At 65.0% G+C, this 12,048-nt stretch carries 12 protein-coding genes; 5 read left to right on the top strand and 7 right to left on the bottom strand.

From position 1 onward, the window contains the following. Positions 1–118 precede the first annotated feature (118 nt). The gene (locus P6U24_RS32020) at positions 119–1,105 is read left to right on the top strand and encodes a DnaJ domain-containing protein (RefSeq protein ID WP_407156405.1); all 987 of its coding nucleotides are present in this window, start codon (positions 119–121) and stop codon (positions 1,103–1,105) included. A gap of 157 nt (positions 1,106–1,262) precedes the next feature. Beyond that, positions 1,263–2,483: an ABC transporter substrate-binding protein gene (locus P6U24_RS32025; protein ID WP_407156406.1), complete on the top strand. Its 1,221-nt coding sequence runs from the start codon at positions 1,263–1,265 to the stop codon at positions 2,481–2,483. A 240-nt stretch (positions 2,484–2,723) separates the two neighbouring features. Here P6U24_RS32025 and P6U24_RS32030 read toward each other — a convergent pair whose 3' ends face one another. From P6U24_RS32030 to P6U24_RS32060, 7 genes are all read right to left on the bottom strand, one after another. Further along, positions 2,724–3,653 carry a CobW family GTP-binding protein gene (locus P6U24_RS32030; protein WP_407156407.1) on the bottom strand — a complete coding sequence of 310 codons (930 nt, stop codon included), beginning with the start codon at positions 3,651–3,653 and terminating at the stop codon, positions 2,724–2,726. Further along, positions 3,650–5,143 (bottom strand): amidohydrolase family protein, encoded by a 1,494-nt coding sequence (locus tag P6U24_RS32035; protein ID WP_407156408.1) that lies wholly within the window; start codon positions 5,141–5,143, stop codon positions 3,650–3,652. Before P6U24_RS32035 ends, P6U24_RS32030 begins: the two co-directional genes overlap by 4 nt. A 271-nt stretch (positions 5,144–5,414) precedes the next feature. After that, positions 5,415–5,768 carry a tannase/feruloyl esterase family alpha/beta hydrolase gene (locus tag P6U24_RS32040; RefSeq protein WP_407156409.1) on the bottom strand — a complete coding sequence of 118 codons (354 nt, stop codon included), beginning with the start codon at positions 5,766–5,768 and terminating at the stop codon, positions 5,415–5,417. Next, positions 5,746–7,068 carry a tannase/feruloyl esterase family alpha/beta hydrolase gene (locus tag P6U24_RS32045; protein ID WP_407156410.1) on the bottom strand — a complete coding sequence of 441 codons (1,323 nt, stop codon included), beginning with the start codon at positions 7,066–7,068 and terminating at the stop codon, positions 5,746–5,748. The genes P6U24_RS32040 and P6U24_RS32045 overlap by 23 nt, the downstream gene beginning before the upstream one ends. 44 nt (positions 7,069–7,112) lie before the next feature. After that, entirely contained in the window at positions 7,113–7,430 is a 318-nt protein-coding gene (locus P6U24_RS32050; RefSeq protein ID WP_407156411.1) for a hypothetical protein, read from the bottom strand. A 2-nt stretch (positions 7,431–7,432) separates the two neighbouring features. Then, positions 7,433–8,764 carry an acyclic terpene utilization AtuA family protein gene (locus P6U24_RS32055; RefSeq protein ID WP_407160664.1) on the bottom strand — a complete coding sequence of 444 codons (1,332 nt, stop codon included), beginning with the start codon at positions 8,762–8,764 and terminating at the stop codon, positions 7,433–7,435. 76 nt (positions 8,765–8,840) lie between these two features. Then, a complete protein-coding gene (locus P6U24_RS32060) occupies positions 8,841–10,142 on the bottom strand; it encodes a CitMHS family transporter (RefSeq protein ID WP_407156412.1) in 1,302 nt (433 codons plus the stop codon). Positions 10,143–10,259: 117 nt separating this feature from the next. On the opposite strand from P6U24_RS32060, the gene P6U24_RS32065 reads away from it, so the two are divergent. Genes P6U24_RS32065 through P6U24_RS32075 form a run of 3 tightly spaced genes read left to right on the top strand, consistent with a single transcriptional unit; the run spans position 10,260 to position 12,048 of the window. Next, entirely contained in the window at positions 10,260–11,189 is a 930-nt protein-coding gene (locus tag P6U24_RS32065) for a LysR family transcriptional regulator (RefSeq protein ID WP_407156413.1), read from the top strand. Between the two features lie 55 nt (positions 11,190–11,244). Next, on the top strand, positions 11,245–11,547 hold the full coding sequence (locus tag P6U24_RS32070; protein WP_407156414.1) for a DUF1778 domain-containing protein: 303 nt from the start codon (positions 11,245–11,247) through the stop codon (positions 11,545–11,547). Between the two features lie 3 nt (positions 11,548–11,550). After that, positions 11,551–12,048, top strand: a complete 498-nt coding sequence (locus P6U24_RS32075) for a GNAT family N-acetyltransferase (RefSeq protein ID WP_407156415.1) — start codon at positions 11,551–11,553, stop codon at positions 12,046–12,048.

Raw genomic sequence — 12,048 nt, forward strand, 5'->3', positions numbered from 1 at the left:
TTCCGCCGTACTGGATGGGGATCATCCCAACCGTAGATAGTGTGTTAGTAAGCGTGCTCCAGCGTAAATTCGCGGCGGGAATTTTGCTCGGAGACGAGAGGACCCTGCGGCGAGAGCGATGAAGACGCTTTACGATTTGCTCGGAGCTCTTCCGGATGACGACGCCGAGGAGCTGCGGTCTGCGTTTCGCAAGGCCGTCAAGGGCACTCACCCCGACATCAATCCTGGCGATCCCGATGCAGCGCTGCGCTTCCGGCAGATCGTGCGCGCCAACGATATTCTCAGCGACCGTGACCAGCGCGCGGCCTATGATCATCTCTTGGATCTCGCACGCGAGGAGCAGGAGCAGGAATCCAAGCGCGCGGTCGCGGCGAAGGTCCACAAGGTCGCTTCCGGCGTGATGGCGATCGCGGGCGCCGCGGCGACGACGGTCGGCGGCTATCTGCTGTTCATGCACGTCTCGGCCGCATCGATTGCGCCGCTCAAGCCGATCGTCGTGACGACGGACAAGATCAAGATCATTGCGGTGGCGACCAAGCCGGTCGAACTTGCCGCCCTCGCGCCGGAGCCTGCTGCCCCGGCGGCAGGAGATGCCGCCGTGGAGACCGTTGCGAGCCTGCCGGAGAAGGCAACGCAGCCTGCCGCGTCCGAGCAGGCGGACTCGATGAACAGCGCCGATGACGACGCCCGCGCTCACTGCGCCTCAGTGCCTGGCAGCAATGGCTGCCCCGCCGAGACCGCTGCGGGGCCGGCCAACACGTCCGCCGCAGCTGGCGCGCCCGGCGTGAACGACGCCAAGTTCTACCGCGACCGCGGCATGGCGTCCTATCGCAAGGGCGACCTGGCCGCCGCCGTCGCCGATCTCGACCAGGCCATCCAGATCGATCCGAAGTTCTCCGCCGCCTATGTCGATCGCGGCGCGGTGCTCTATCGCATGGGCAAATTCGACCGCGCCTTCGCCGACGTCGCCAGCGCCAAGAGGATCGAGAAGACGAACCGCGCAGTGATGGATGCGATGGCGCGGAAGCAGCCGCTGCGTCCGCTGAAGCTCGATCCGCCGAAGCTGACGCGGGTATCGCAGCGGCGCACTTCGGTCGCGGACTAAGCTACCGTCTGTCGCATTTTGCCCGTCGTCGCTCTCGAGTGACGTTTAAAGCGTTTTGGCCCGCGGAGCGGCCATGCGTCATACGAGATTGCCTGGCCGAGGCAAATCCTGCAGTTCTAATTCCCGAATAACATTGAAGAATTTTTCGGGAGACGAAATGCTGAAGGTGATGGTTTCATTGGCGAGAACCTTGTTGTTGCTGGGCGCTGCCATTCTGTTTGCGAGCAGCGCGGCGCGCGCCCAAGACGGCGTTTTGCGGGTCGGCATCATCACCGACATGAGCGGGCAATATGCCGACGGCAACGGCACCGGCTCGGTGATCTCGGCGCAGATGGCCGCGGAGGAAATCGGCGGCATGGTCGCCGGCCGTAAGATCGAGATCGTCTCGGCCGACCATCAGAACAAGCCTGACGTGGCGGTCGGCATCGTGCGCAACTGGATCGACAACAAGGGCGTCGACGTCATCGCCGAAGGCGTCAACTCCGCGGTGGCGCTGGCGATCCAGAACGTCACCCGCGAGAAGAAGAAGATCTTCCTGATCTCGGGCTCCGGCTCCTCCGATCTCACCGGCAAGCAGTGCTCACCGACCTCGGTGCACTGGACCTACGACACCTACGCATCGTCGAACGCCACCGCCAAGGCGGTGGTCGCGCGCGGCGGCACGCCGTGGTTCTTCCTCACCGCCGACTACGCCTTCGGCCAGGCGCTGGAGCGCGATGCGAGCAAGGCGGTCAATGCGGCCGGCGGCAAGGTGCTCGGCGCCGTGCGGCATCCGTTCGACACCGCCGACTTCTCCTCCTTCCTGCTGCAGGCGCAGTCCTCCACCGCCAAGGTGCTGGCGCTCGCCAATGCCGGCTCCGACTTCCGCAATGCCGTGGCGCAGGCGGATGAGTTCAACATCCGAGGCAGCATGCAGGTGGTGGCGCTGCAGGTGACGCTGACCGACGTGCCGGCGCTCGGGCTCGCGCATGCGCATGACCTCTTGTTCACCGATTCCTTCTATTGGGACCGCACGCCGGAGACGCGCGCCTTCGCGCAGGAGTTCTTCAAACGTCATGACGCGATGCCGACCGCCTACCAGGCGGGCGTCAACTCGGCATTGCGGCACTATTTCAAGGCGGTGGCGGCCACCAACTCGGTGGATGCGGAGACCGTGATGCGCCAGATGCGCAAGACCCCGGTCAACGACTTCTTCGCAGAGAATGGCGTCGTCCGCGAGGACGGCCGCATGGTGCACGACATGTACCTGATGCGGATCAAGAAGCCCGAGGAATCCAAGGGCAAGTGGGACCTCTACGAATACCAGACCACCGTCCCCGGCGACCAGGCGTTCCGTCCGCTCGCGGAGGGCGGATGCCCGTATATCGGGAAGCAATAGCGGCAGGATCATCGCCAGCGCGACGATCTCGGTGCACCCTCTCCCCTTGTGGGAGGGGTGGCTCGCCGCGTAGCGGCGAGACGGGTGAGGGGTCTCTCTCGGCGAGCGGGTCTCTTGCGGTGTGAGTTTGCGGAAGCAACCCCTCATCCGGCGCTTCGCGCCACCTTCTCCCACAAGGGGAGAAGGGAAGAGAGAGCAGCTACCGTGCAATTCGGTCGCATCAATCGGTATTGGTAGGGTTCAATCCGCAACGATCCCCTTCAGCACCTGCTCGATCTCATCCCGATCGATCTGGCCTTCCCGGCCGATCAGCACGAGCTGCGCGGTGAGACCATCCGGCGGGGCGAGCTGCGAAGCCGACAGCGTCGCGCGCGTGCCGACGCACTGGAACAGCATCGGCTGCGCGGGGTGCTCGGTAAAGACGAAGACTCCTTTCATGCGCAGGGTCCGGGCGGCAAGTGCACTCACAACCTGCTGAAAGCGCGCCAGCGAGAGCGGCGCCTGCGAGGTCCAGGTTATGGACGCGAATGGCTCGGACGCCGACAGCGCGGGCGTCGGAGCGGTTCGCGGCCCGGCGGCAGTGCGGCTGAACAACAGATCTGGCGCGACCGCCCCTTGGACAACATCGAACACGACGTTCGCCGGCCTGTGCCGGCCGAGGAATTCAGCGACGCGTCCGCGCTCCTCATCATCAAGCAGATCGGTCTTGGTCAGCAGAACGAAATCCGCCGCGCGCAATTGCGAGCGCCACAGCGCATCCTGCGCCAGCTCGGGCTCGTCGAGCACGCGCCGCGCGTCGACCAGGGTCACCACCGTCTCCAGCGGCGCCACCTTGAAGATGACAGGGTCCATCAGGTTGCGGATGATCTCGGCGGGATCCGAAACACCGGAGGTCTCGATCACGATCGCATCCGGCGGCGACGGCCGCTTGATCACCGAGGCCAGCGTGCGCAGCAGATCGCCCTGCAGCGAGCAGCAGATACAGCCGTTCTTCAGCGATACCACGCCATCCGACACCGTGCCGAGCAGCCCGGCATCGATATCGATAGCGCCGAAGTCGTTGACGACCGCGGCGATCCGGCGTCCGCCGGGATTGGCGAGAAGATGATTGAGCAGCGTGGTCTTGCCCGCCCCGAGATAACCGGTGACCAGCAAGACCGGAACGATCATGACGCAACCAGCCGCCGCACCGGCCGTCCAGGCCGCGCATCGCGCAACAAGGCGCCATCGGCGATCACGGCCTCACCGTTCACCAGGAGATGCTTCACGCCGTCGGAGGGCCGGTTCATGTTGAGGAAGTCGGCACGGTCTTTCAGTGTGGCGAGATCGAACACGACGATGTCGGCATCGCAGCCGACCTGCAGCCGTCCCTTCTTGTGCATGACAGGCGTCGAAGCCCCAAGGATCTGCGCGGGGATCAAGGTGCACTTGGCAATACCTTCCATCAGCGGCACCGCCTTGCGCTCGATCACCCAGTCATGCAGGAACTTGGTGAAGGTCGCGGACGAGCGCGGATGCGACACCGCATCCTCAGGCAGCGGCCAGGCATCTCCGGTGTAGAGCGTGCCGTTGCCCAGGATCCAGGGCATGGCATCGGAGGCGATCGCGCCGCCCGGATACATCACTGAGATGTCGAGCAGATCGCGATGCCGTGGGTTGACCGCGACATCGAGGAAATGGATCAGCACCAGCGCGCCGGGCTCGCTTCTCTGTCGCGCCAGCAGCTCCTCGCGGCTGGCGAGCCGGCGGCGCTCCGCGACCATCTCGATCGCGTCATAGCCGGTGCCCTGGCGCTGGCAGAAGGCCGGATCGGCGAAGAACTCGGCGCCGACCACGGTCGAGCCGGTGCCATAGGGATAGGCCTCGACGGTCACCTTCAGGCCCTGTGCCTGCGCGGTTCGCACCAGCTCGGCGCAGCGCTCGACATCCTGCAGGCTGGTGCTGTTGAAGTGACAGATGTGCATGTGCGCGCCAGTCGAGCCCGCAAGCCCGATGAGACGTGTATAGGCGTCGACCGAGCTGCGCGGATCGACGTTCGACATGTAGGCGATGTGGGTGTAGGTCGGCACGTTGTGGCGGGCAGCGAGGCTGCACAGCTCAGACAATTCCTTCACGCCGGTGCCGGGCGCATAGGCATTCGGAAAGGCGATGCCGAGGCCGCCCTGCTCCAGCCCGACGCGCACGCGCTCGACGATCTCGGCGGTCTCCGCCGGCGTCGCGACCTCCTCGACCCAGCGCTTGTCGCGCATCGCCTCGCCCATGCCGGCGACACTGGAGGCAGTCTGCTGCGTCGTCATGGTGGCGATGCGGCCGAACACCCAGCCGGCCGCAGCGCCGTAATTCAACGTGCGCCCCTGCGCCGCCTGCTCGTCATACCAGCGCGCCACCGGCAGCACGCCGACCTCGAGCTCCAGCGTCGTGGTGACGCCGTCGAATGCCTGCATGCGATCGGCCGGCAGCGACTGGCCGTGGGCGTGAAGGTCGATGAAGCCGGGGCTGACGACGAGGCCGATGGCGTCGATCACCCGCTCGGCCGATCCCGCGATGTCGCCGATCGCCGCGATCACGCCGTCCTTGACCGCAACGTCGGCAACGGCGTCGAACGAGGTTTCAGGATCGAGGACGCGGCCTCCGCGAATGATCAGGTCGTATCGGTTCATTGCAATCAAGGGTTCCAAACTGCGGGAATGCGGCGATCACGCATAACCTACCGCGCCGCGCCGAAAAGGTTGCATGCCGGGGTGAACACCTCAAGATCGCTGAGGTGGCAACGGCGCCACACGCTCGCCCGTCACGTGCTCTGCGCCGAGATCAACACCATCATCGGCCGCTCGAGCTCGTCCTGCAGCTCCGGCTGCTCAGCGAGTTGCGCCTCCGACGGCGCCCATTCATCGACACAACGGATGACGAAACCTGCGCCGATCAGCGCGTTCAGCGCAAATAGGCGGCAGCCGGCAGCGGCGTTGGGTAACGCCTGCCCGCCGTGCACACGAAGCTCGCGGCATCCGTGGGATCGCCCTCGCCCTTGTAATGCGCAACCTGAGGATAGGGACACAGCGGCCGGCTCATCTCGACGCCATCGGCCGGCTTGTCGTTGCGGAATTTGGTTGCGGCGATGGTCGACGGCGCCGCCCCCTGCTCAACCCAGTTCTCCAGTGCCGCCTGCGTGTCCAGCACGTTCGGCCCCGGCCCGCCCTCGCAATGGTAGAGGCCGGGCACCAGGAACAGGCGATAGAAATCCGCGGTCGCATCGGCGCGCTTGTCAGCGTTTTCGGCGGCCTGCACTCGCGTAATAGTCGATCGAGTCGCGCGGTGGCACCACGGGATCAGCAAGGCCGTGATATTGGATCAGCTTGCCGCCGGCAGCCTTGAACGCAGATAGGTCGGTGCTCATCGCGTTGATGACCGGCGCAAGCCGGTCGTCGACCGCCTTGATGCCGCTGCCGAACTCGAAATTGCGCCAGTCCCAGTCCGTTCCCGGAAACGCCCAGACCTTCCAGAAGTTCAGCCGCGCCGGCCGGTCGGCGTGCTGCGGATCGGCCCAATACAGGCTCCAGCCTGGCAGGCTCGCGATGACGCGACCTGAATTCTCGCTGCCCTTCGGCCAACCATAATAGATCTGCTCGCCCTCATGCGCGCCGCGGGCACCGCGATACATGGTCGCCAGCGCATCCACCTGCTCCGATGTCAGGCAGTCGTCGGCGTCACCATGCTTGCAGAGCATCTGCGCAGGTTCGAAGTTGCAGGCTTCGGGGTCGGTCAGGAAGCTATCAGTCGCCAATCCGCCATCCTTGCCTCGGCAGGCTTTGACCACCGCATCGGTAATGGCCGCGAGTTTCGTCGGAGGGACAATGACGCCGAGATCGGCGCGGTGGTTGCTGACGAACTGCCAGAGAAAGCCTGCATTCAGATGGGTGCGGTTATTGCCGGGATCGCCGGCGATGATGCCGTCGAAATCAGTCGGGTATCGCTGCGCTTCCATCAGCGCCTGGTGGCCGCCGGTCGAGCAGCCGGCGAAATAGCTGTGCTTCGGATTCTCGCCGTAGAACGCCGAGGTCACGGACTTCGCGGCCGCGATCGTGACATGCACCGCGCGATGGCCCCAATCGACGATCGCCTCTGGATGATCGATCGCGAAGCTTGGATCATCGCCGGTGTGGCCGGTGTCGGTCGCGACCGCCGCATAGCCGCGCTTGAGCAGTGGCGCCATCGCCTTGTAGGACATGGCCGAGGAGTAACCGCCATTGCCGACCATCTCGATCTTGCCGTTCCAGCCGTCTTGCGGCAGCCAGAGCTCGAAACCGACGCGCGAGCCGGGCACGGCCGAGATGACGCCCTGCACGCGGCAGAAGCCGGGAAGATCAGCAATCGCGGCGCCGCTCGGCGGCGCGAACGAGCCGGCGGGGCGCGCCTCGGCGGCCGAGATGGTGGTGTTGTCGACGGCGAGCTTGACTAGCTGATCGCATGAGGCCGCAGCCAGAGACGGCGACAACAGCAATAGGCTCATCGCGGACAAGGCCGCCACGTAGCCGCGACGGGCGGGCCGGTTTGTCCGGCCAGATACAGCGCTCGCGATCGTCATCATCAAACCTCCCATTCTTATGATTGATGGTCGTGATAGGATCGGCTTCAGCTGCCGTCGGCCGGCCTGATGTCGAGATCGAGCAGCCGCGAGCTCAGCGATTTGCCGTGCGCATCGAGCGCCAGCGAACGGGTGACGCCGCCGCCGAGCGCATCCTTGAGGACGAAGTTCAGCGCCGCGATGCCGGGCAGCTCATAGCGGACGACCTCGCCATGCACGACCCCGGCAAAATGCGCCTTCACGCGCTCGGCAGTGACGACGTGGCACAGCAGCGCGTAGTCGTCCGCGCGATAGGCGATGACCGAGATATTGCAGATGTTGCCCTTGTCGCCGGTCCGGGAATGGGCGATGTCGCGCAGCTTCATGCTCAGGCCTCCACCAGCGACACGCTGAGCTGCGCCGCGTTCTCCGGAACGAGACACGAGGCGACGGCGATGACCTCGCGCGCCGATTTCCAGGCGCCGCCGCCGCCCGCAGGACCATTGGTGTAGAGCGTCTCGACCTCGTTGCCGATCTTGACGGCCTCCGCCAGCGTCTCGGTGCGGCCGGTCACGCGCACCCGCACCTCATACGGCGCGCCGGCGCCGGACGCCTCGCCGTGCAGCGCGTTGACGCCGATCAGGTCGCAGCGCAGCTCGGTGGTCTGCGCACCCGTCATCGCAACCCGCTCGCGTACGATGTCGAGCGCGAGCCGGCCGCGCGCCACTGCACCCGGACCGGCATAGGAGATCTGGCCCTCGCCGACATAGCTGTCGATATAGCCGACCGAGGTCTTGAGCAGGCCCGTCTTCGGCTTGCCGCGCCCGCCCGTGACATGGACGCGATCAGGGCCGACCTCTTCGACCCGCACTTGTGAAAAATCCGCGACCACGTCGGGTTGGAAATACTCGGCGGGATCGTGGATCTCGTAGAGCAGCTGCTCCTTCACGGTCGCTGGCGTGACGCAGCCGCCCGAGCCCGCGACTTTCGTGACGACGAGATCGCCGTCCTCGCGCACCTCGCCGATCGGAAAGCCGAGCCGGGCGAGATCCTGCACATCCTTGACGCCGGGATCGGCGAAATAGCCGCCGGTGATCTGGCCGGCGCATTCCAGGAGATGGCCGACCATCGTGCCCTTGCCGAGCAGGTCCCAATCATCCATCGCCCAGCCGAACTCGTGCACCAGCGGCCCGAGAAACAGCGCGGGATCGGCGGCGCGGCCGGTGATGACGACGTCGGCGCCGGCGGCGAGCGCATCGGCGATTCCGCGCGCACCGATATAGGCATTCGCCGAGACAACGCGATTGCCGAGGCCCTTGATGGTGTCGCCATTGTCGAGCGCGAGATCGGCGTCCTTGGCTTTCGTCAGCACGTCGTCGCCGGTGACGGCTGCGATCTTCAGGCCTGAGAGGCCGAGCTTGCGCGCAATCGACCGCGTCGCCTCGGCGGCACCGAGCGGATTGGCCGCGCCCATGTTGGTGATGATGCGGACCTTGTTGACGCGGCAGATCGGCAGCACGGCCTGCATGCGCGCCGCCAGCAGCGGATCGTAGCCGCCTGCCGGATCCTTCATGCGCGCCTGCTGCGCCAGCGCGATGGTGCGCTCGGCAAGGCACTCGAACACGAGGTAATCGAGCGCGCCCTTCTCGGCCAGCTCGATCGCGGGCTCGATGCGGTCGCCGGAATAGCCGGCGCCGGCGCCGATCCTGATGGTTCGCATCGTCATTCTCCGATCCAAAAGCGTTTTCAAGCGAAGTGGGTACCGGTTCGCGTGAAGAAAACGCGTCAATAAAAACCTAGAGCGGGAACAGACCGAATAGCACACAGGCGATGGTCATGACGACCGAGGCGCCGAACAGGAAGGGGATCGTGAACTTCTGGTGGTCGGCCAGCTCGATGCCGGAGAGACCGACCACCAGGAACGTCGCGGGTGTCAGCGGGCTGACCGGAAAGCCTGTCGTCATCTGGCCGAGAAGTGCGGCCTGCGCGACCTGCACCTTCGCAACCCCCAGCTGCGATCCAACCTCGGCCACGACGGGCAGCACGCCGAAATAGAACGAGTCGGGATCGAACAGCAGACTGAGCGGCATCGAGACGATGCCGAGCGCGACGGGAATGAACCTCGCCGCATCCGCCGGCACGAAGCTCACCGCCGTCTGCGCCATCGCCTTCAGCATGCCGGTGCCCTGCATCACGCCGGTGAAGACGCCGGCGGCGATCAGGATCGAAGCCATCAGCAGCGCCGCCTTGGCATGCGCATCGATGCGCCGACGCTGCATGTCCACATTGGGATAGTTGATGAGCAGCGCGAGGCAGGTTCCGACCATGAACACGATCGCGGGCGCCAGCTTATCCCCAAGGATCACCATGCTGCCGAGCACGAACACGGTCAGCAGGATGTTGATCCAGAAATTGCCGGGCCGGCGCAGCTCCTTCTCGGCCTCGGTGATGACGCGCTGCGGCGCTTCCACGCTGGCACCGGCGACATAGCCGAGCCGGCGCTCCTCGCGCCGCCCGAGCCACCAGGCGACCGCAAAGATGAAGACGAGTCCGGTGATCTGCACCGGCACCAGCGGATTGAAGATCTCCGGAATCGGCAGCTTCAGCGAGGCCGAAGCGCGGATCATCGGCCCGGTCCAGGGCAGGAAATTCACGCCGGCCGCCATCGAGGCCGCGCAGGCGAGGATGCGCTTGTCGATGCCGAGCCGCTCATAGAGCGGCAGCATGGCGGGAATGGTGACGAGGAATGTCACGGCGCCGGAACCGTCGAGATGGATCAGAAGCGCCAGCAGCGTGGTGCCCATCACGATGCGCGTCGGCCGCGTGCCGACCGTGCGCAGGATGCGGTCGATGATCGGATCGAGCATGCCGGCGTCGCTGACGATGCCGAAGAACAGGATCGCGAACACGAACATGCCGACCACGGGCGCCAGACTCTGCAGGCCCGACACGATGAACTTGCTGGTGTCCCAGCCGAAGCCGCCGGCCAGTGACGCCAGGATCGGAATGGTGATCAGGGCAATCAGCGGCGACATCCGCTTTGTCATGATGACAACGAGCAGGATCGCGATCGTGAAGAGGCCGAGCAGGGCAAGCATTGTTTCCTCCGGCGCGAGTGCTCGCGCAGGTTTATTTCATTGATTTGCCAATGGGCTTGCCATCGGAGGCTCGATTAAACAATTGAAATGATTTTATCACAGCAATAGTCTTGCATTATGGACGTCGCTCTCACCCAGATCCGCTCCTTCGTGACCGTCGCGCGGCTGAAGAGCTTTACCCGCGCGGCCAAGCTGCTCCATCTCTCGCAGCCGGCGCTGACCGTGCAGATCAGGCGGCTCGAGGAAACGCTGAAGGCGCGCCTGCTCGACCGCACCAGTCGCTCGGTCGAGCTGACCCGGACGGGCGCCGACATCCTGCCGGGATTCGAGAAGCTGCTGCAGGAGATCGAGACGCTGGTGCATGATGTGCAGGGCGGCAGCACCAGGCAGCGCGGCATCGTGCGCCTCGCAGCGCTGCCCTCGATTGCTTCCGGCATTCTGCCCGATGCGATCCAGTCGTTTCGTTCCGGCAAGCCGAATGTCTATTTCGCCTTGCGCGACGTGATCGCCAAACAGGTGCTCGATCTCGTCCGGAACGAGGAGGTCGATTTCGGCATCGTCGGCGGCGAGGTGGCGCAGCCCGGCATCGAGGTGATGTTCAGCGTGCAGGACCAGATGCACGTGGTCTATCCCGCCGGTCACAAAATCAGCCGCGAGCCCGCGGTGACGCCGGCGCTGCTCGCGCAATATCCGCTGATCATGATGGCCGCCGACACCAGCGTACGCACCGTGGTCGAGGCTGCGTTCCACAAACGCGGCCTGATCCCCAACCCGGCCTGCGAGGCCACCTACATGATGACCGCGGTGGCGATGGTCCGCGCCGGCCTCGGCCTTGCAGTGCTGCCAGGCTCCGCGCGCGAGATCAAGGCCGAGCGCGACGTCCGCTCACGCGCGATCGACGATCCCGCCTTCGCGCGCCGCATCAGCGTCATCAAGCATGCCGGCCGCACCCTGCCCGCGCTCAGCGACGCCTTTGCAAAACATCTGATTGGAGAAATGCGGGCGAGCCTGGGAAAAAACAGAACTTCGAAGAAGCGTCAAGCCTAGCTACGTATTGCAAAATGCGCTACAATGGATTAATCTGTTGCATCAGGAGGCTGTCGTGCCACGAACCGTCAAACGTAAGGAATATCCGCTCTCGATGCGGCTGCCCGAAGCGGACATCGCAATCATCGATCGGGCAGCAGCATTGCGCGGCCGCTCACGTACCGATTTTGTCCGTGATGCGGCTGTCCGCGCGGCGGAGGATGCGTTGATGGAGACAGCCCCCATTCGGATGAGTCCTGCCGGCTTCAAGGCTTTCACGGCGGCGCTGTCCGAACCGGGCACCGCAGTCCCCGAAATGGTCGAACTGTTCGAACGCGCGGCCCCGTGGGAGACAGGCAGATCGAAGAAACGGGGCTAGGAATTGGCGATCTCAGAGCCTGAGTTGCTGACCGCAGTCCACGACATCGCAGCGTTCTCCTGTGGCAAGCCCTCCCTCGATCGGTGGCTGAAGACGCGTGCACTCTCCAATCAGGAGAAAGGCTTTACAGCCGTCCTCGTCGTACATGAAGACAAGCGTGTCATCGGCTATTATGGTCTGGCGCCCACGGCCGTCGTACCTTCGATCCTGCCACGCTCCATCCGAACCGGTCAGCCGCCCGATCCCGTCCCCTGCCTGCTGCTGGGTCAGCTTGCAACGGATCAGAATTGGAGCGGCAAAGGCATCGGCACGGGGCTGGTCAAACATGCGCTGCAGCGCTGCGTCACGGCTGCAGGCCTTGTCGGAGGCCGCGCGCTGCTGGTCCGGGCGGTTGATACGGAGGCTGCGGCGTTCTGGGTGCGGCGCGGGTTCATTCCCTCAAGAGACGATCCACTGATGCTCTTCAGATCGATCGGCGATATCGCAGCCTCTCTTCGCTAG

It is taken from the genome of Bradyrhizobium sp. STM 3557 (assembly GCF_045571465.1).
Taxonomy (GTDB): Bacteria; Pseudomonadota; Alphaproteobacteria; order Rhizobiales; family Xanthobacteraceae; genus Bradyrhizobium.

Excerpts from the sequence above, each read along its gene's own strand:
- P6U24_RS32050 (WP_407156411.1), bottom strand. The coding sequence starts at position 7,430 with ATGAAGCTGCGCGACATCGCCCATTCCCGGACCGGCGACAAGGGCAAC.
- P6U24_RS32055 (WP_407160664.1), bottom strand. The coding sequence starts at position 8,764 with ATGCGAACCATCAGGATCGGCGCCGGCGCCGGCTATTCCGGCGACCGC.
- P6U24_RS32045 (WP_407156410.1), bottom strand. The coding sequence starts at position 7,068 with ATGATGACGATCGCGAGCGCTGTATCTGGCCGGACAAACCGGCCCGCC.
- P6U24_RS32065 (WP_407156413.1), top strand. The coding sequence starts at position 10,260 with ATGGACGTCGCTCTCACCCAGATCCGCTCCTTCGTGACCGTCGCGCGG.
- P6U24_RS32020 (WP_407156405.1), top strand. The coding sequence starts at position 119 with ATGAAGACGCTTTACGATTTGCTCGGAGCTCTTCCGGATGACGACGCC.
- P6U24_RS32025 (WP_407156406.1), top strand. The coding sequence starts at position 1,263 with ATGCTGAAGGTGATGGTTTCATTGGCGAGAACCTTGTTGTTGCTGGGC.
- P6U24_RS32060 (WP_407156412.1), bottom strand. The coding sequence starts at position 10,142 with ATGCTTGCCCTGCTCGGCCTCTTCACGATCGCGATCCTGCTCGTTGTC.
- P6U24_RS32030 (WP_407156407.1), bottom strand. The coding sequence starts at position 3,653 with ATGATCGTTCCGGTCTTGCTGGTCACCGGTTATCTCGGGGCGGGCAAG.
- P6U24_RS32035 (WP_407156408.1), bottom strand. The coding sequence starts at position 5,143 with ATGAACCGATACGACCTGATCATTCGCGGAGGCCGCGTCCTCGATCCT.